Here is an 18,935-nt window from a genome sequence, read left to right as displayed (position 1 = left end):
GCCTACTTTCAGGAGCCACGTCATGCCCCACCTGCACATGGAATACACCGCCAACCTGCCTGATTTGAACGCCGATGTGGCGTTGATCCGGCTCAACAATACGCTGGTGGCTTCCGGTCAGTTTGCTGCCGAATACGACATCAAAAGCCGAGCAGTGAAGGTCGAAACCTTCAAGGTCGGTACTGCATTGGCTGAGCGGGCATTTGTGCACGTGAAACTGGCGTTGTTGAGTGGTCGCTCGCCGCAGATCAAAAAGCAGTTATCCGAAAGCCTGCTGGCGGTGGTGCAGGACTTGTGTGAATGGCCGGTGGGGGTTGAAGTGCAGTTGGCTGTAGAAATCCTCGACATTGATCGGGAGTCCTACAGCAAAGTTGCCATCAACAACTGAGTCTCAGGCAGTGGCCTGTTCAGAGCAGGCCTTGACCACTTGTTCACGCAGCCAGGTATTGGCGCTGTCCTGATCGGCGCCTTGACTCCATTGCATGTCGAGGGTGAAACCCGGCAAGCCGTTGGGCGCTTCGCAGTGATTGAAAATTGCCTCGCTGGCCAGTAAATGCTGGATGCGTCGGGGCAGGGTAACGATGAAGTCGGTGCCTGTGATCATTTTCAGCGCTGCGCTGTAGCTGTTGGAGCGTGCGACGATTTGCCGTTTTTGCGCTTGCTGCGCCAGCCAGCCGTCGACCATGTTGGTAGTCGACGTCCAGGGTGTAGGAAACACGTGCCGGCGTTCGGTGAAGGCTTGCAGACTTAAACGCGGCTCCAGCGGCGTGGCGCGTTTATCGAAGACGCAGACCAGATCGTCCTCCAGCAGCATGCGGGATTTGAAGTCGGTGTGACTGCGATGAAAATTCGGGCCGAAGCAAATCACCAGGTCGAGACTGCCGTCGCGCAGTTCTTCGGCCGGGATGTCGGTTTCGAACTTGTGCATGTTGACCATCACCGGTAAGTCGGCGAAATCAAAGCTTTTCAATAGACGCGGCAGGATTAACTGCTCGAAGTATTCCGGTGCGCAGATGTTGAAGGTGACCGGTTGCAGAGTAGGGTCGAACGACTGTGCCCCAGCGTGACAGAGGTTGATGCTTTCGAGGATTTTCAGCACGTGGGTGTACATGGTGCTGGCTTTGTAAGTAGGGCGCATCCCCGCGCGGGTGTTGATGAACAATTCGTCTTCGAATCCGCTGCGTAGCTTTTTCAGGCAGTAACTGACGGTGGACTGACTGACGCAGAGTGTTTCGGACACTCCGGTGACGCTGCTTTGTTCATACACGGCGATAAACACCATGAGGTCCTGCATGTCGAGTTTTCTAAGCAAGTTACTGTTCAGCATCCATTCCATCTCGCTGTGATCCTTGCGCTGACTGAGCGCAAACTCGTGCGAATGATCCTAGCGGAACGATGGTCCCAGGAGAATGCCTCGTGGGAAGTTTCCCTTTTAGTTGTGAGGCAGTACCAAATGTACAGTGCGACGACTGGACATCAATAACGCCAGCATGCCGATGCCTACGAGTACCGCCCCGACGATTTCCAGCGGCAGCGGCGATTGACGCCACCAGAACCAATGAAACAGCGTGATGAACAACGTGCTCAGGTAAATGTACGAAATGACCGAGGAGGGGGCGATGACGCTGATGGCCCGGTGCAGCAGCCAGAAGGTCGCCAGGGTGGCGAACAACGCCAGGTAAATCAGCCAGTAAAAATCGTTCAGGGTCAGCAACGATGCCGATCGCCAGCCTCCACTGACCCCACAGAACACCAGCAGGAACAACGCACCGAACAGCATGTTCCAGAAGGTCATGCCCACCGGGCCACGACCCTTGAGGCTGCTGGTTTTCAGCCGCTGACTCAGGGGCGAATAGAGCGCCATCGCCAGACAACCGAGCCCATACACCGACACCGCATAGAGCGACGGCAACTCGCCGGGCCCAGCGCCTTTCAGCACCAGCATCACGGCCCCGGCGGCCGCGATCAACATCGGTAATACTCGTTGTTTCAGGCTGCTGTCCGGCATCAACACGGCTTCGAAAAGCAGGGTCAGCAATGGCACCAACGTGAACATCGTGCCGGTGTTGACCGCGCTGGTGTAGCGCAACGCTTCGAACAACGAGCCAAAATAAACCGCCAGCAGCAGGCCGAGGACGGCATGGCCGAATAGCCCGCGTCGGGTCATGGCGGTGTCGCCCTTGATCAGCAACAGCGGCAAAAACACCAGGGCGCAAAACAGCAGGCGCAAGCCGGTCAGCAGGACCGGATCAATGGCCTGACTGACCTGAGCAGCTGCGGAAAACGAAGCAGCGATCAACAGTGCCCAGAGCAGCATGCCGACGTGGGCGGTGGCGAAACCGGTGTGTTTCATGAGGGCGCTTCCGGGTCAGTGAATGTGGCGGGCGTAGTGCCGCGGGTTGAAGCGCAGGACCATCAACATCATCAGCGCCATGACGCCGGTGAGTGACCACCAGGCCCATTCGAAACTGCCGAGTTGATCGCGGATCATCCCGGCAATCAGCGGCGAGAGGCCGGCGATCATGTAGCCGATGCCTTGGACGAAAGCCGTCAGCCCGCCCGCACGTTGCGGGTTGTCCAGATGATCCAGCGACACGATCAGGCTCATCGGGAACAGTCCGCCGATGCCCAGCCCCAGCAGGCACGGCCATAACAGACTCAGGTGTTGCGGGGTCAATATCAGTCCACAGAAACCGGCCATGATCAGCGCCAGCAACACCACCAGCACCAGGCGACGGTCACGGCTGCGGTTGGCGATCGCAGGCGTCACCAGGCCGGACAGTACTTCCATGGCCGTGAGGAAACCCAGCAACAAACCGGCGTTTTGTTCGCTCCAGCCTTTTTCCACGTAGTACGGCGCTAGCCAGGCCAGCACACAGGTGTAGGACGCTGTGCCCAGACCAAAGAAGATGGCGAGTAACCAGGCGCGGGAATTGGCGAAGAACGACCTGTTTCGTTGCGCATGAGCGGGCATTGCCGGCATCGCCGCGCGTTGACCGAGCCAGAAGAGTAGCGCCGCCAACGCCAGGATCGACCAGATCGCCAGGCCTCCCCGCCAACTGCCGGTGCGCAACATCACCAGTGGTGCGAAGGACGCGGCGAGGGCGGCGCCACCCATGATCGACGTGACGTAGAGGCCCATGCACACGGAAACGTTGTCGCTGAAACGCGACTTGATCAGCGTCGGCATCAACGCCTGAATCAGCGCGATTCCGACACCTGCCAGAACGGCGCTGAGGATCAGTTCGGCCGCGGAGTCGAGGAACAGGCGCGACACCGTCGCCAGGCCGATGATCAGCAACGACATCACCACCGTGCGCTGTTCGCCAAGCCATTGGCTGACGCTGAGGCCGAAGAACATCGCCAATCCCATGGCCATCACCGGCAGCATGGTCAGCAGCGACGCTAGGCTGAAACTCAGCGGGATGTCGCCGCGAATCGCCGAGAGCAAAGGGCCGACCGCAGCCATGGATGGGCGCAGGTTCAGGGCGACGAGCATGATGCTGACCATCAACCAGAAGGCGGGGCGAGAAGTGGCGCGGGCGTTTTCCATCGATTGGACCTTGAATGACAGGGCCCGATTAGGCGCGAGCGGCCTGGAAGCCGCAAATCAGAAAGTCCGTCGCAGTATTTAAAAATCAAATACCTCTGCCTTACACAGATCCCTGTAGGAGCGAGACCGGCTTGCCAGCGATAGCAATTCATCATTCAATATTTATGTTGCCTGACTCTCCGTCATCGCGAGCAGGCTCGCTCCTACAATGGTTTGTGTGGCGGCAGCCACATTGGGTATAGGGTGGCTGGTAGATTGTTTAGCCAACCCACAACCAAAGTTCTTCAAATCCCGATTTAACGACTTAACCAGCCATGTGACGCTGCTGCTCATCTGTCTACTGCGGTCTTCTTTATGGACGATTGTCCAGTCGCACTTCCTTCCGAACTCGCCTTCTGGGCTTTGTGGCATTGCCGTCACGCGCGCCCACCGGATTCCTGCCTTTCCCGTTGATTGTTCCTACAGGTCCTGCGCTGTGCGCCGGGATCAAACCGGCAGCGCCTGCGCGTTTGCCTGACGCGGAAACAAGAGAATTCCTATGAGTTGTGCCACGACCTCCTTCGCCACGAAACAAGAAGCCCTGACTTTTCTGGAACAGAATCCGGATATCGAGATGTTCGAGTTGTTCATTCTCGACAACAACGGTGTGCCTCGGGGCAAGTTGTTGCATCGCGATGAACTGCTGGCGGTCTACGAAAGCGGTCGCCCCCTGCCAAGCACCATCCTGGGCCTGACCATCAATGGCGATGACGTGGAAAATTCCGGGCTGGTCTGGGACGTGGGGGATATCGATTGCCGGGCCTACCCGATCAGCGGCAGCCTGACGCGTATGCCGTGGCGATTGATTCCGACGGCGGCGGTGCAGGTCAGCATGCACCCGAAGGAGGGCATGCCGGCAACCATCGCCGACCCGCGGCACCTGTTGGCGAAGGTGATCGAAGGCTTGCAGGCGGACGGTTATTACCCGGTGATGGCCGCGGAGCTGGAGTTCTATCTGCTGGATCAGCAGCGCGACAGCAACGGTCGGCCGCAACCGGCGCGGGATGTCGATGGCGGGCGCCCGCGCGGAACTCAAGTCTACGGTTTGCGTGAACTGGAGCAGATCGAGCCGTTTCTGGCTGATCTCTACAGTGCCTGCAAACTTCAGGGCATTCCGGCGCGCACGGCGATTTCCGAGTACGCGCCGGGGCAGGTGGAAATCACCCTTGAGCATCGCACCGACGCCTTGCAGGCGATGGACGAAGCCGTGCGCTACAAGCGCCTGGTCAAGGGCGTGGCGCACAAGCACGGGATGACTGCGTGCTTCATGGCCAAACCGTTCGATGACCTGGCCGGCACGGGCATGCATATGCACGTCAGCCTTGCGGACAAGGACGGCAACAACCTGTTCGCCAGCGAAGCCGCGGACGGTACGCCGCTGCTCAAACAGGCGGTTGGCGGGATGCTCAGTACCTTGCTCGATTCGTTGTTGCTGTTCTGTCCGAACGCCAACTCCTATCGTCGCTTCCAGACCAACAGCTACGCGCCGCTGGCGGCCACCTGGGGCGTGGACAATCGCACCGTGAGTCTACGCGTGCCAGGCGGGCCGGCATTCTCGCGGCACATCGAGCATCGCATTTGCGGCGCCGACGCCAACCCGTATCTGGCGGCTGCGGCGATTCTGGCGGGTATCCATCGCGGCATTCGCGAACAACTGGACCCGGGGGCGCCCGTGGAAGGCAATGGTTACGCCCAGGCCACGGAACTGCTGCCTACCGACTGGCTGACCACCTTGCGCGCACTGGAAGGTTCGGACTGGGCGCGAGAGGCCTTCGGCAGAGAGTTTCTGGGTGTTTACCTCGCGGTGAAGCGTGCCGAGTATCGTCAATTCATGGGCGAGGTCGGTGAGCAGGATTGGCGTTGGTACCTGAACCAGGCCTGAACCAATCGCAAATACCTCTTGGATTTAGTGAAACACCCTAAGCCAACTAATCGTTGGCTTCTTTTTCACAAAAAATTGATGGTTGGCTACCTAAAATTAGTGCTGTCGCGGTAAATGAAATTTTCACATTTGCCGACGGCGCTTCTTTTCAGGAACAGCCGATTATCATGTGGAAACTCAAAGCCGTTCGCCCCGAGTGGGTGACGTTGATTGCCAGTGCCTTTTTATTGACAGGCTTTAATTTAGTGCTCTGGCAGCATTTGTTTGAAATCACCGCGTTCGACGGTCAAGGCATCGTCATGCGCGTGGCTTTTGGCTTGATGATTCTGGCTGCTTTCAACATCGTATTGACCCTGCTGGCGTTCCGCCCGCTGCTGAAACCGGTCTTGACTCTACTCTTCATGATCAGCGCCGGGGTGGCGTATTTCATGGGGCAATACGGTGCACTTATCGACACCGGCATGTTGCGTAACTTTGCGCAAACCAATGCCACGGAAGTGCGTGACTTACTCTCGATAAAGTTACTTGTTTATATTGTTCTGCTCGGGGTTTTACCCTCGTGGTTGTTGTGGAAAACGCCAATTAATTACCGTCGCTGGCACCGTGAGTTGCTCAGTAAAGTCCTGGTGAGTGTTGCGTCGGTGGCGGTGATCGGTGGCGTCGCACTGGTCAACTATCAGGGCCTGTCCTCGCTGTTTCGCAATCACCATGAATTGCGTTTGATGGTGGTCCCGAGCAACTACATTGGTGCTTCGTTCAGCTACCTGCGTGAGCAAGTCGTTTCGGCCCAACAGCCTTTCGTCAAAATCGGTGAAGACGCCAAAAGAAATCCGGCCTGGCAAGCGCACAGCCGCAAATCCCTGACCGTGCTGGTGGTCGGTGAAAGTGCCCGGGCCGAGAACTTCGGTGTGCTGGGTTATAACCGTGACACCACGCCAAAACTGGATAAAGAAGCCGGCCTGATTGCATTCACCGATGTGCATTCCTGCGGTACTGAAACGGCCGTGTCGGTGCCCTGCATGTTTTCCAACATGGGCCGCAAGGACTACAACGCGAGCAAGGCCAAGAATGAAGAAGGCCTGCTGGATGTGCTCAAGCGTGCAGGCCTCGAGGTGATTTGGCGCGATAACCAGTCAGGCTGCAAAGGCACGTGCGACCGCGTCACCCTCGACGATGTCAGTAACCTGAAAGACCCGGTGCTCTGCGCCAATAGTGAATGCCGCGATGAAATTCTCCTGCAAGGTTTGCAGCACTTCATCGACACCCTGGATAAAGACACGGTGTTGGTGTTGCACCAGATGGGCAGTCATGGCCCGGAGTATTTCAAGCGCTACCCGAAAGAGTACGAACGCTTTACGCCGGTGTGTGAAAGTAACGCCCTGAACAATTGCAGTCGTGAAAGTATCGTCAATGGTTATGACAACACCCTCGTTTACACCGACCACGTGCTGTCGACCCTGATCGATCTGTTGCGTAGCAACCAGGACAAAGTTGATACCGCGATGCTCTACCTGTCGGACCACGGCGAATCCCTGGGCGAATACAACTTGTTCCTCCACGGCACGCCTTACATGCTGGCACCGGAGCAACAGAAGCATGTTGCGATGCTGGCCTGGTTCTCTGACAGCTATCAAAAGTCGTTCTCGGTGGACACCCACTGCCTGCAATTGAGCCGTGAAAAGCCGCTGAGCCAGGACAACCTGTTCCATTCGATGCTCGGTCTGCTGGAGGTCAACAGTAAGGTCTACAACCAGGATCTGGACATGTTTGCCGGCTGCCGTGGTGCGATGATCGACGGCGTATTGGCCAAAGAGTGAGGGTAACGACCTTTTTTTCACGTATCGGCCGCTAACCTGCGGCCGGTAGATTTTCCTACAAGAGCAATCACACATGTCCCCTCAACCTCCATCCGCCTTCGAGCTTGAGTTCGTCCGGCGCTACGACCAGGAACACGCCCGCGTCTGCATGCAGCCGCGTCCGCGTGGTCTGGCCGGGCGCCTGGCGTTCTGGCGGGACGAGCAGTTGGTGCGCAACGCGCTCAAAGTGGCCGGTGAGCCGGGGTTGATTCTTGACGTCGCTTGCGGGGCCGGACGTTTCTGGCCGGTGCTGGCCGAACACGCGAACCGGGTGATCCTGGCGTCCGATCCGTCGCAGGACATGCTCGATCACGCCCCGATCCATCATCCGCAAGAGCTGCTGAAACGGGTCAAGACCTTTCAGAGCTCGGCATTCGCCATCGGCTTGTCGGCGAATGCGGTGGACTGCATTTTTTGCATGCAACTGTTTCAGCACATCGCCAGCGCCGAGCATCGGTCGGCCATGCTCGGTGAGTTCCACCGGGTCAGCCGCGACACCGTGATTGTCGCGGTGCGGGTCGAAGCTCATTTCAAACGCCGGCAACCTGATGCACAAGGCACTCATGCCCGGCACCTGGCCAGTAAGGCCGAAGTGGAAGCCGAGTTCAAACAGGCCGGGTTCCTTTTGCTCAGCCATCAGGATTTCCTGCCCGGTTGCACGCGGATGCGCGTCTACGTGCTGCGTAAGGCCAGATAACCTCCCTCCGTCAGACAATTCTTGCAAACAAGCAGGTGTTTTCGCTAAAGCTCTTGTTCAGTGGAGGCGCGGAAATCGCCGGGGGCGATATATACTGCGCGCCATTCTTCAAGGGAGAGCCGTGTGGCCATCGATATTCACTGGATTCGCGACAACGATAGCCTCGGCCGGTTTTGCGCCGAGTGGCAGCAGCTGCCCTACGTTGCCCTCGACACCGAATTCATGCGGGTCGACACCTTTTATCCGATCGCGGGTTTGCTGCAGATCGGCGATGGCGTACGCGCTTACCTGATTGACCCGTTGACCATCGACAACTGGCAACCCCTGGCCGCGTTGCTGGAAAACCCGGCCGTGGTCAAAGTCGTCCATGCGTGCAGCGAAGACCTCGAAGTGTTGCTGCGCCTGACCGGCAGCCTGCCGGCGCCGCTGTTCGACACGCAATTGGCCGCCGCCTACCTGAACCTCGGTTTCTCCATGGGGTATTCGCGGTTGGTGCAGGAAGTGCTCGGCATCGACCTGCCCAAGGGCGAGACCCGTTCCGATTGGCTGCAGCGCCCGCTGTCCGACACCCAGATCAGCTACGCCGCCGAAGACGCCTTGCACCTGGCGGAAGTTTTCGTACAGCTTCGTCCGAAGCTGTCTGACGACAAGTACGCCTGGGTCCTGGAAGACGGCGCCGAGCTGGTGGCCAACCTGCGTCGTGAAGTCGACCCGTACGAGGTTTACCGCGAAGCGAAACTGGCCTGGAAGTTGTCTCGCGCTCAGCTCGCCGTTTTGCGTGAACTTTGCGCCTGGCGTGAACGCGAGGCCCGCGCCCGTGATCTGCCGCGCAATCGCATCCTCCGGGAACATTCCCTGTGGCCGCTGGCGCGCACGCAACCGGACAATCTCGGTGCGTTGGCTAAAATTGAAGACATGCACCCGCGTACCGTGCGTCAGGACGGCGAATTCCTGCTTGATCTAATCAAGCGCTCTGGCAGTGTGTCGCCAGATCAATGGCCGCCTGCCGTGCCGGAACCGTTGCCTGTGGATGCTGCCGCACTGATCAAACAGTTGCGTGCACTCGGCCAGGCCGAAGCCGAGCGACTGAACGTCGCGCCGGAACTGATGCTGCGCAAGAAAACCCTGGAAGCGCTGCTCAAGAGCGGCTTCCCCAATGGTCCTTACCAATTGCCTGATTCGCTGCGTGGCTGGCGCCGCGAATTGATGGGCCAGGCGCTGCTCGACAGCCTGGCCACCGCCGGAGAACAGCCTTGAAACGTATTTGCTCCATCTATCGAAGCCTGAAGAAAAACGAGATGTACCTCTATGTGCTCAAAAGCGATGCACTGGAGCGCGTTCCGGAAAATCTGATGGCCGCTTTCGGCAAACCGCACCACGCGTTTGACCTGGTGCTGACCCCCGAGCGCAAGCTGTCGCGCGAGGACATCACCGTGGTCCTGGAAAACCTCGACAAGCAGGGCTATCACCTGCAAATGCCGCCGGCCGAAGACGAATACATCGAACACTTGCCGGAAGAGTTGTTGCGACGCAACGACCCGATGTAGTCGGCAGACAGGTTCTGTTCAGAGCCTTTATGAAAAACTGGAATGATTTTGGCGATGGCCGCAACGAGGGAGCGATACTCCCTCGGCGGCCGTCTGCACTGCTTTTGAAAGGTTTGAACCATGCGCGTTCTGATTGCTGAACACGACCACCCTGTGTATGCCCAACTGTTGCGTCAGGCAGCACCTGATCTGGAAGTGCTGACCAGCGGTGACTCCGCCGAACTGGCCAGTCAGGCTGCCGATTGCCCGATCTGGCTGGGTCAGCCGGACCTCCTGGCCACCCTGTTGCGTCAGGGCCACCAACCACAATGGTTGCAGTCGACCTGGGCCGGGATCACGCCGCTGCTGGCAGACGGTTTGCCGCGCCACTATCGCCTGACTCGCGCTGTCGGGATTTTCGGTCAGGTCATGGCTGAATACGTGCTGACTTACATGCTCGGCCACGAACGCGAAGTGCTGCCGCGACTGGTCAGCCAGGTCGAGCGCAAATGGGACAGCCGTCAGGGCCAAAGCCTGGCGGGGCGCAAGGTCTTGATCGTCGGCACCGGCGATATCGGCCAGACCGTCGCGCAGTTCCTGCTGCCGTTTGGCGTCGAGTTGTATGGCATCGCCAGCGAAGCCCGCGAGCAGGCACCGTTTGTCGAAGTGGGAGCGCTGGCGGACTTGCCGCGCCTGGTCGGTGAAGTGGATTACGTGATCAATCTGCTGCCGAACACCCCGAGCACCCACGACCTGTACGACGCGGCGCTGTTCAAGCAATTCAAGCCGACCGGGTTGTTCATCAACGTCGGGCGCGGCGTGGCGGTGGTCGATGCGGATCTGGTGGAAGCCTTGAAGGAAGGGCATCTGGCGGGCGCGGTGATCGACGTCTGCCGTCAGGAGCCGCTGCCGCAACGTCATCCGTTCTGGACGGCCTGGGGCCTGCTGCTGACCGGCCACAGCTCCGCACCAACGTCGCCGACGATGATGGTGAAGTTGTTTGTCGAGAATTTGCGGGCGTATCAGGCGGGTGAAGCGTTGCGCGGTGAAGTGGATTTCAATCGCGGGTATTGAACCCACTGCAATAAAAAATGTGGGAGCGGGCTTGCTCGCGAAAGCGGTGTGTCAGTCGACATTAACTCTGTCAGGTACACCGCTTTCGCGAGCAAGCCCGCTCCCACATTGGTTTTGCGGTGTGGCTTAGAGGGTGAAGTCGCCTTCAGCCGCCAACTCGCTCAACGGACGACGCGGGCTTGGCTCTTCGCGTGCTTGCAGGTAATCCGCCAGCGTCGCTTTATCCCCCAGCTTGCCCACCGCCACTGCCGCGTGCAGTGCGTAACCTTCAGGAATGTTCAGCTCCTTGCGGGTCAGTTCCTGATCGAAACCGGCCATGCCGTGGGTGTGCCAGCCGCTGATACTCGCTTGCAGCGCCAGATGGCCCCAGGCAGAACCGGTGTCGAAGGTGTGCCACAGCGCCGGGGTTTCTTCAGTGGCGCCGGGCGCTGTGAAGGTGGTTTTCGAGATCACGATCACCAGCGCCGAAGCGTGTTGCGCCCAGCTGCGGTTGAACTCGTTCAGCAGGCCCAGGTAACGCTCCCAGTTCGGCGTATCGCGGCGCGCGTAGAGAAACCGCCAAGGCTGCGAGTTGTAGGCCGATGGCGCCCAGCGTGCGGCTTCGAAGAAGCTCAGCAGGGTTTCCTCGGAGATAGCCTCGCCAGTGAAGGCGCGGGGCGACCAGCGATCGGTGAATTGAGGGTGGATGGCATAATCGGCAACGCGTGGATTGGCACTCATGTAGAGATTCCTTGCGACGTTTGAGTGAGAGAGTCGATTAAAAACCGGCGGGCACAGTTAGGCTGGGCGATGAGGTTTTCGTGAGCCTGGCACTTCATCTGAATGCAACGCCGTTGGGCGTTAATGGCACGCAGGTCTGGCTCCTTGCGACTGGCAAAGCTACTGGGCGGCGCCATTTCTGACAAGCCCCGTTCTACCGGTAGTCGCCAATGCTTGGCCCGCAACGGCCTTGGCACTAGACTGGCGGCCTTTTCACCACCTGATGTTGATGCTTGAGCCATGGCCGCCAAAGTCGAACCGTTCTGGATACGCAAAACCCTCGATCAACTCGATCAAGAGGAATGGGAATCGCTGTGCGACGGTTGTGGCCTGTGCTGCCTGCAAAAGCTTGAGGATGAAGACGACAACAGCGTTTATTACACGCGCATCGCCTGCAAACTGCTGGACCTGAAAACCTGCCAGTGCAGCGATTACCCCAACCGTCGTGAGTTCGTGCCGGACTGCATTCAGCTCACACCGGGCAAGGCCGATGAGTTCAAATGGCTGCCGCCGACCTGCGGTTATCGCCTGGTCAGCGAGGGCAAGGATTTGCCACTCTGGCACCATCTGGTGTGCGGTGATCGCGACGCCGTGCATCACCAACGTATTTCCCAGTCCGGGCGCATGCTCGCCGAAGGCAGCGTGCCCGAGGACGATTGGGAAGACCATCTGATTTTCCGCGCAGGTTAGTTTTACAAGGGAGTGTATATGGCTGTGGGATTGCGGCTGGCGTTGGCCGTTGGGCTGCTGGCCCTGAATTCGTCGGTGTGGGCGGCGAAGAAAGTCGATCTGGATTACCACGTGCGCCTGTTGCCGCAAAGCGATCAGGCTGAAGTGCGCCTGACGCTGGCCCAGGGTTCGGCGGTGCGCAGTCTGGATTTCGACCTCGGCGACGGCAGCCATTACAGCGACTTCAAGGCCGACGGCCAATGGCAACTCACACCGGGCAAAGAGGCCCGGGGTGTCTGGCGCCCGGCGGCCGACAAGGCCAGCCTGACCTACCGCGTGCGCATCAGCCACGGCCGCAAGAGCGGCAGCTTCGACACGCGCATGACCCCGACCTGGGCGCTGATGCGCGGCGACGATCTGGTACCGGCTGCCAGACTCGATCAGCAGGACGGCATCGAATTGGTGTCACGCCTTGAATTCGAATTGCCCACCGGATGGAAAAGCGTCGAAACCGCCTGGCCGCGGATCGGCAAGAACAAATTCCGCATCGACAACGTCTCGCGCCTGTTCGACCGGCCAACCGGCTGGATGCTCGCCGGTCACCTCGGCAGTCGTCGCACCCGGCTTGGGGAAACCGAAGTCACCGTCGCCTCGCCTCAGGGCCAGGGCATGCGCCGCATGGACGTGCTGACGCTGCTGACGTTCGTCTGGCCGCAAGTGCAGGCCGTGTTTCCGCGTCATCCCGCCAAATTGCTGATCGTCGGTGCCAATGATCCAATGTGGCGCGGCAGTCTGGCGGCGCGAGAGTCGATCTATCTGAATTCGCGTCTGCCACTGGTCAGCGAAAGTGGCAGCAGCGCGCTCGTGCGTGAGCTGGCCCAGGTATTCGGGCGGATCAACGACAAGCAGCGCAGCGACTGGATCAGCGAAGGCTTTGCCGAGTATTACGCCATCGAACTGGTGCGCCGTGCCGGTGGCATGAGTGATGAGCGGTATGAGAGTTTGCACAAGAAGTTGGCCAAGGATAGCCAGAAGGTCACGACGTTGCGGGGCGAGCAGATAAGCCCGGCACAGATTGGCAAAGCGGTTCTATTGCTGAGTGAACTGGATCAGGAAATTCGCATTAAAACCCGCAACAAGCGCTCGCTCGATGATGTGTTGCGCGGGGCGATGCACCTGGAGAGTGTGGATACCAAGGAATTCGTTCAACTGGCCGAGAGCGTGATTGGCGAGTCTTCCAAGGTGCTTGATACCGGGTTGCTTCAGTAACACCGCCATCGCCGGCAAGCCGGCTCCTACATTTGGAACGCGTCCCCCTGTAGGAGCCGGCTTGCCGGCGATGAGGCCCTTAACCGCGGTACAAAATCCCGAATCAAACCCCGGCTTTCGGCGACTTCAACGAATCATTGCCGGTCACGGTGGCGGTTTTGGTCGCTGCCTCGGCGTTCGCCTTCAACCGAGCCAGGTCTTCGCCGGCACGCTCGATCTTCGCCCGCACGTTGTTCATGTCCTGACGGCTTTTCTCCAGCAGGCTCTTGGCCGAACTGTGGCCAGTAATGCCACGGGCCAGCGCCACGCCACCGATCGCCACCTGGATCAATCCGAAAATACCGCCGCGACGCAGGCCTTTGCCCACCATCACCAGGCCGCCGGCGACGGAGCCTGCGCGTTCCCAACCGTGGACGTTATGGTCGGAATGACTCTGGAACGGGGTGGATTCGATGCGCTCGACGCGTTTGAGTTCGCTCATGATCTGTCTCCTGCTGGAAGGACTGCTTCAAGAATAGATAATTAAGCTGACTGCCGAGGCGGGCGGCTTGTTCCATCGGATGTGCGTCGGTTCAGCGGAATTTCGGCCCGGAGCGAGTGTTGAGGCCCTTGGCCATGCGGTCGTACAGCACGACGTTGACGGTGGCCGCAAGATTCATGCACCCGGTGGTCGGGATGTAGACCACGTCTTCGCACCAGTCGCGAATCTCTTTATCCAGCGAGCCGTCTTCCGGGCCGAAGATGTACAGCGCGCGATCCGGGTGGGTGTATTCCGGCAGCGAACGGGCGCCGTCGACCAGTTCCACGGCCACCGGCACGCAGCCCAGCGGCAGGATTTTTTTCAGGTCGTCGATGCCGATCAGCGGAATGTCGTAGTGAACGCGTTTGGTGTCGGTGACGAAGTCGGCGGCGCGGTCATAACGCTTGCCGGTGTAGAACACGGACGCCACGTTGTAGCAGCCGGCGGCGCGCATGACCGAGCCGACGTTTTCCGGTGATTTTGGGTTGAACAAACCAATGCAGCTGTACCGTTTGTCTGCCACGAGCGGGGTGCCTTCGGGGAAAAAACGGCGATTATACGGGGATTGGGGAAGGGCGGTCAGATTGTCGATTTGTGGTGTTCAGGCGATTGCTATCGCGAGCAGGCTCGCTCCCACATTGGATCCTGGGTGTTCACAAATTTTGTGTTCACAGAAGATCTACTGTGGGAGCGAGCCTGCTCGCGAAGAGGCCCGCACAGGCGCTGGAAATTACTCGTCTTTCTTCATCAACCCGGCCAACGCCGCAAACGGGTTATGCGTCGCTTTGGCAATCTTCGGCGTGCTCAACGAGCCCTCATCGAAATACTGCTGGTCGGTATACCGCGAGTGCTCGTTGTCGTGGCAATACAGGCACAACAATTCCCAGTTCGAACCATCCTGCGGATTGTTGTCGTGGTTGTGGTCGCGGTGGTGCACGGTCAGTTCGCTCAGGCGCTTGCCGGAAAATTCACGGGCGCAGCGGCCGCACACGTGCGGGTACATCTTCAGGGCTTTGTCGCGGTAACCCATTTCCTTGTCGCGCTGGTTGTCGGCGAGGATGCGGTCCAGCTTCGAGGTGTTGGTCGGTGTTGACGAACTCATGGGTTCACCTTTGTAAAAGACTAATGACGGTTATGGCGTAAGTTTAGCCTAGCCCTTGAGCTTCTCGGCAATCCAGATGGTGTGGCGGGTGCCCTTGTTGCCGTGGGCGAAGACCTGGACTTCCTCGGCCTTGAAGCCGGCCTTCTTCAGTTTGTCGGAAAACTGCTTGTCGGCGCTGGCGGACCAGACGGCGAGCACGCCTTTTGGTCGCAGGGCTTTGGCGCAAGCGCTCAGGCCTCCAGCGGAATAGAGCCAGCTGTTGGCCCTCTGGGTCAGGCCTTCCGGGCCGTTATCGACGTCGAGCATGATCGCATCGAAACCTTGCGGTTCGGCCTGCAGAACGTTCGCCACGTCTTCCATGCGAATGACCGTGCGTTTATCCAGCAACGGGTTCCCGGCTTTCTCGCCCAGTGGCCCGCGATTCCACTCGACCACGCCCGGCACCAGTTCGGCGACCACCACTTCAGCGCTCTTGCCCAAATGCTTGAGGGCCGAGGCGAGGGTGAAGCCCATGCCCAGGCCACCGATCAATACCCGAGAATTCGGCCGTCCGGCGACCTTGCGGCAGGGGATCTCGGCCAGCGCATCTTCGGAACCGTGCATGCGCGTATTCATCAATTGTCCGCCGTCGCCGCCCTGGATCTTGATGACGAAATCCTCACCGTATTCGAACAGGCACAGGGCACCGCCGTTTTCAGGGATAGGCGCGGTGTCGAGCAGAACGAAACGTTTCATGGGGTTCTCTTGAGGAGGAAGGGCATGGGGGAGGCAAACGAACGCAGTTGGGAGTAGCCTGCAAACAGACAACAAGGCCAACGGAGCCATTGATGAAGCGCACCATTCTAACGGTCATTGCCTTGGCCGCGCTCTCGATAACTGCAGTGCAGGCCCAAGAGCTGCAAACCATTCCGACCAGCCCGTCGCCGCTGCCCGGTTCGCCCGGCACGGCAACGCCGACGCCGTACCCGCAAATCACCCCCAACAGTGTGCCCAAAGTCGGGCCTGGCAGTGGCGGGCCGCCGCTGTTGCCGCCGATCATCGTGCCCAGCCCGCCCAAGGATCAGCCCTTGCCGGGGCTTGAGCAGAACCGCACGAAGATCAAGTCGCCCGGTGGTTAAACCTGCTGTGAAAGCAGTTGGCCATCGGCCATGCGCAGGCGTTTGGACAGGGAGACGGCGAGGGCGCGGATGATCTTGGCGGCGATTTTCGGCGCGTCGTTGAGCATTTTTTCCAGGGAGTCCTTGCCCAGGTTCAGCAACTGGCAATTGCTCGCGGCCACACAACTGGCGGAGCGCCGTTCGCCATCGAGCACGGCCATTTCGCCGAACGCCCGACCGCTGCGCAGCGTGGCCATGGTCACCCGTTGTCCGTCGCTGTTGGTTTTTTGTACCGCGACCTGGCCGGTATGGATGATGCACATGAAACTGCCGGCATCGCCTTCGCGGAAGATCTCTTCGCCCTCGGCCACCGTGCTGATGCTGAAGTAGCCCGAGGCGGCTGCGAAGTCGGCGGGCAGCAGTTGATCGAACAGGCCACAGTCCATCAGCCAGTCGCGGATTTCGTTGTTCAGTAAGGTCGGTTCTGACATGTCGTCACGGTCTTTTTCTTGTGTCTGTAGCGGTTCCGGATCATACGAGTTCCCCTGTAGGAGCGAGGCTTGCCCGCGAAGAGGCCTTATCATTCAACATCCCTCTTGGCTGACACGCCGCCTTCGCGGGCAAGCCTCGCTCCTACAAGGGCAGGCTCGGCGTTCTGTTGTTAAGACCGAATCACCGAGCCAAGTTCCTCAGGCAATGCCCAAAACACCGAAAACAAATGCGTATTCGAGTGCTACGTCACGCAATCCCTGATATCGGCCGCTCATTCCGCCATGCCCGGCGCCCAATTCGGTCTTGAGCAGCAGTTGATGGGTATCGGTTTTGGTCGCGCGCAATTTCGCTACCCACTTCGCCGCTTCCCAGTACTGCACACGGCTGTCGTTGTAGCCGGCGATTACCAGCGTCGCCGGATACGCCTGCGCGGTGACGTTTTCGTACGGGGCGTAGGCCTTGATCCGATCATAAACGTCCGGCTCTTCAGGATTGCCCCACTCGTCGTATTCCGTGACCGTCAGCGGCAGATCCGGGTCGAGCATGGTGTTCAACACATCGACGAACGGCACTTCGGCAATCGCCGCGCCGAACAGCTCCGGCCGCATGTTAAGCACCGCACCGATCAACAACCCGCCAGCACTGCCACCGCTGATCGCCAATTGCTGTGAGGTGGTGAAGCCGTTGGTGATCAGGTGCTCGGCGCAGGCGATGAAGTCGCTGAAGGTGTTGTGCTTGTGTTCCTGTTTGCCGGCGCGATACCAGGCTTCACCCAATTCACCGCCGCCACGCACGTGGGCGATGGCAAACGCCACGCCGCGATCCAGCAAACTCAGGCGCGCGTGGGAGAACCACGGGTCGAGGCTTTCGCCGTAGGCGCCGTAGCCGTACAGATAAAGGGGGGTCGGCTTACCAAGGGCTTCGCGTTTGACCACCAGGCTGATCGGCACTTGCGTACCGTCCGGTGCGGTCGCCCAAAGACGCTGGCTGACATAGGCGTCGGCGTCGAACGGGCCGAGCACCGGGGTTTCCTTGAGCACTTTCTGTTGGCCGCTGACCAGGTCCAGTTGGCGAATTTGCGCCGGGCGGTTCAAGGCTTCGTAGCGCAAGCGGATCCGCTCGCTGACGAACTCCAGGCTGTTTTGCACGTGCAGGCTGTAGGCCGCATCCGGCAATTGCACGCGGTAGCTCGGCAGGTCTTGCGGGTGAACCTCGATGATCGGCAAACCGCCGATCCGCAGGCTCAGCGTCAGGGCGCCGGCGTTGAGGCTCATGCCGTCGATCATCGTGGTGTCGCTGTGGGGGATCAGGTTTTTCCAGTCGGCTTCGGTCGGTGCGACGCCGGTATCGACAGCCTGGTACAGGGCGAAGTTGATGCCGTCGCGGTTGGTGCGAATGAACCAGGTCCATGCGCCGTCGAGGGCGCCGTGATCGACGTCGTACTCATGGTCTTCGACCCGTGGCGCCACGCAGGTAAACGCCTGTTGCGGCTGGAACGCGTCGAGCACCCAGACTTCGCTGGTGGTCTTGCTGCCCAGCGCCAGCAGCAATTGCTGCTCCGAACTCGACCGATAGCAATGCATGAAGAAGCGGCCGTCCGGCTCATGGAACACTTCTTCGGCCGCCGTGCCGTCCAGTCGATAGCGGAACAGCTTGTGCGGGCGATGGGTGTCGTCCAGTTCGCCGAAAAACAGTGTCAGGCTGTCGTTGGCCCAGGTCATGCTGCCGTCGCAGTCGGCGAATTCCAGTTCGCTGACGCGGCCGCTGGATAATTCCTTCACGAACAGCGTGTAAATCTCATCGCCCGAGGTGTCGAGGCTGTAGGCCAGTCGCTGGTGGTCCGGGCTGATGCTGAACGCGCCGAGGGAAAAGAAACCGCCGTTGGCCAGTTCGTTCGGGTCCAGCAGCAGCTGTTCCTGGCTTTCGTCGAGTTGCAGGCTGTCATCCGCCGGGCGCGGGCAGCGGTAGTGACGGGCGTATTCGTCGCCGGCGGTGGTGCGCGTGTAATACAGATACGGGCCCCACGGGGAGGGCAGCGACAGGTCGGTTTCGAGAATCCGGCCCTTGATCTCTTCGAACAGGGTTTCGCGCAGACCGGCCTGATCGGCGGTTTGCGCCTCTAGATAGCGGTTTTCAGCCTTGAGGTAATCGAGCACCACGTCGGTGTCGCGTTCCTGCAGCCAGGCATACGGGTCAGAACCTTCAGCCTTGTGGGCAATCGGGGCGCTGGTGATGTTGGCGGATTGGGGCATGAAGGGCTCTCGGGCGATGTACGGAATAGAGGGGTTCGCAGGCTATAGGCAAATGACGCAAATCCCTGTGGGAGCGAGCCTGCTCGCGAAAGCGGTGTGTCAGTCGCCATCAATGTTGCTGACAGGACGCCTTCGCCGGCAAGCCGGT

Annotated in this window: 20 protein-coding genes; 10 read left to right on the top strand and 10 right to left on the bottom strand. The window is 59.6% G+C overall.

Annotated features, from left to right (window positions below):
• The first annotated feature begins 22 nt into the window (after positions 1-22).
• Positions 23-388, top strand: coding sequence for a 5-carboxymethyl-2-hydroxymuconate Delta-isomerase (locus ACYZUC_RS13055; RefSeq protein ID WP_461996157.1), 366 nt, complete (start codon positions 23-25; stop codon positions 386-388).
• A 3-nt stretch (positions 389-391) separates the two neighbouring features.
• Here ACYZUC_RS13055 and ACYZUC_RS13050 read toward each other — a convergent pair whose 3' ends face one another.
• From ACYZUC_RS13050 to ACYZUC_RS13040, 3 genes are all read right to left on the bottom strand, one after another.
• Complete coding sequence (locus ACYZUC_RS13050; protein WP_461996706.1) at positions 392-1,327, bottom strand: LysR family transcriptional regulator; 936 nt, start codon at positions 1,325-1,327, stop codon at positions 392-394.
• A 105-nt stretch (positions 1,328-1,432) separates the two neighbouring features.
• Positions 1,433-2,353, bottom strand: coding sequence for a DMT family transporter (locus tag ACYZUC_RS13045; RefSeq protein WP_461996155.1), 921 nt, complete (start codon positions 2,351-2,353; stop codon positions 1,433-1,435).
• A gap of 15 nt (positions 2,354-2,368) precedes the next feature.
• Positions 2,369-3,553: a cyanate transporter gene (locus ACYZUC_RS13040; protein WP_461996154.1), complete on the bottom strand. Its 1,185-nt coding sequence runs from the start codon at positions 3,551-3,553 to the stop codon at positions 2,369-2,371.
• 538 nt (positions 3,554-4,091) lie between these two features.
• On the opposite strand from ACYZUC_RS13040, the gene ACYZUC_RS13035 reads away from it, so the two are divergent.
• From ACYZUC_RS13035 to ACYZUC_RS13010, 6 genes are all read left to right on the top strand, one after another.
• A complete protein-coding gene (locus ACYZUC_RS13035; RefSeq protein ID WP_461996152.1) occupies positions 4,092-5,474 on the top strand; it encodes a glutamine synthetase family protein in 1,383 nt (460 codons plus the stop codon).
• Between the two features lie 167 nt (positions 5,475-5,641).
• Positions 5,642-7,291 (top strand): phosphoethanolamine transferase, encoded by a 1,650-nt coding sequence (locus tag ACYZUC_RS13030; RefSeq protein WP_461996150.1) that lies wholly within the window; start codon positions 5,642-5,644, stop codon positions 7,289-7,291.
• A 73-nt stretch (positions 7,292-7,364) separates the two neighbouring features.
• The gene (locus ACYZUC_RS13025; RefSeq protein WP_461996148.1) at positions 7,365-8,027 is read left to right on the top strand and encodes a class I SAM-dependent methyltransferase; all 663 of its coding nucleotides are present in this window, start codon (positions 7,365-7,367) and stop codon (positions 8,025-8,027) included.
• 123 nt (positions 8,028-8,150) lie between these two features.
• Complete coding sequence (rnd, locus tag ACYZUC_RS13020; protein WP_461996146.1) at positions 8,151-9,284, top strand: ribonuclease D; 1,134 nt, start codon at positions 8,151-8,153, stop codon at positions 9,282-9,284.
• Entirely contained in the window at positions 9,281-9,574 is a 294-nt protein-coding gene (locus ACYZUC_RS13015; protein WP_461996144.1) for a YcgL domain-containing protein, read from the top strand. The genes rnd and ACYZUC_RS13015 overlap by 4 nt, the downstream gene beginning before the upstream one ends.
• A 120-nt stretch (positions 9,575-9,694) precedes the next feature.
• Positions 9,695-10,627, top strand: a complete 933-nt coding sequence (locus ACYZUC_RS13010; RefSeq protein WP_461996142.1) for a D-2-hydroxyacid dehydrogenase — start codon at positions 9,695-9,697, stop codon at positions 10,625-10,627.
• 126 nt (positions 10,628-10,753) lie between these two features.
• Here ACYZUC_RS13010 and ACYZUC_RS13005 read toward each other — a convergent pair whose 3' ends face one another.
• Complete coding sequence (locus tag ACYZUC_RS13005; RefSeq protein ID WP_008034969.1) at positions 10,754-11,347, bottom strand: nitroreductase family protein; 594 nt, start codon at positions 11,345-11,347, stop codon at positions 10,754-10,756.
• A 279-nt stretch (positions 11,348-11,626) separates the two neighbouring features.
• Between ACYZUC_RS13005 and ACYZUC_RS13000 the strand changes: the two genes are divergently transcribed.
• Both ACYZUC_RS13000 and ACYZUC_RS12995 read left to right on the top strand, forming a co-directional pair.
• Positions 11,627-12,076, top strand: coding sequence for a YcgN family cysteine cluster protein (locus ACYZUC_RS13000; protein WP_461996140.1), 450 nt, complete (start codon positions 11,627-11,629; stop codon positions 12,074-12,076).
• Positions 12,077-12,094: 18 nt separating this feature from the next.
• Entirely contained in the window at positions 12,095-13,324 is a 1,230-nt protein-coding gene (locus ACYZUC_RS12995) for a hypothetical protein (protein ID WP_461996138.1), read from the top strand.
• 103 nt (positions 13,325-13,427) lie between these two features.
• Here the strand turns inward: ACYZUC_RS12995 and ACYZUC_RS12990 are convergent, their stop codons facing one another.
• From ACYZUC_RS12990 to ACYZUC_RS12975, 4 genes are all read right to left on the bottom strand, one after another.
• Positions 13,428-13,805: a YgaP family membrane protein gene (locus ACYZUC_RS12990; protein ID WP_461996136.1), complete on the bottom strand. Its 378-nt coding sequence runs from the start codon at positions 13,803-13,805 to the stop codon at positions 13,428-13,430.
• A 91-nt stretch (positions 13,806-13,896) separates the two neighbouring features.
• Positions 13,897-14,367, bottom strand: a complete 471-nt coding sequence (locus ACYZUC_RS12985; RefSeq protein ID WP_008034973.1) for an RNA methyltransferase — start codon at positions 14,365-14,367, stop codon at positions 13,897-13,899.
• Between the two features lie 207 nt (positions 14,368-14,574).
• Positions 14,575-14,946 carry a YajD family HNH nuclease gene (locus ACYZUC_RS12980; protein WP_084323260.1) on the bottom strand — a complete coding sequence of 124 codons (372 nt, stop codon included), beginning with the start codon at positions 14,944-14,946 and terminating at the stop codon, positions 14,575-14,577.
• Between the two features lie 48 nt (positions 14,947-14,994).
• Positions 14,995-15,681, bottom strand: coding sequence for a spermidine synthase (locus tag ACYZUC_RS12975; protein ID WP_008034788.1), 687 nt, complete (start codon positions 15,679-15,681; stop codon positions 14,995-14,997).
• Between the two features lie 92 nt (positions 15,682-15,773).
• Between ACYZUC_RS12975 and ACYZUC_RS12970 the strand changes: the two genes are divergently transcribed.
• Positions 15,774-16,064 carry a hypothetical protein gene (locus ACYZUC_RS12970; RefSeq protein ID WP_192228708.1) on the top strand — a complete coding sequence of 97 codons (291 nt, stop codon included), beginning with the start codon at positions 15,774-15,776 and terminating at the stop codon, positions 16,062-16,064.
• On the opposite strand, the gene ACYZUC_RS12965 is transcribed toward ACYZUC_RS12970, so the two are convergent.
• Complete coding sequence (locus ACYZUC_RS12965; protein WP_008035048.1) at positions 16,061-16,534, bottom strand: cyclic nucleotide-binding domain-containing protein; 474 nt, start codon at positions 16,532-16,534, stop codon at positions 16,061-16,063. The two genes, ACYZUC_RS12970 and ACYZUC_RS12965, sit on opposite strands and share 4 nt — an antisense overlap.
• Positions 16,535-16,732: 198 nt before the next feature.
• A complete protein-coding gene (locus tag ACYZUC_RS12960) occupies positions 16,733-18,787 on the bottom strand; it encodes a S9 family peptidase (RefSeq protein WP_461996133.1) in 2,055 nt (684 codons plus the stop codon).
• Positions 18,788-18,935: the final 148 nt, after the last annotated feature.

Source organism: Pseudomonas sp. GT1P32 (assembly GCF_054897805.1).
The sequence above is the reverse complement of the archived record's forward strand: the minus strand, read 5'-3'. Positions and strand labels throughout refer to the sequence as shown.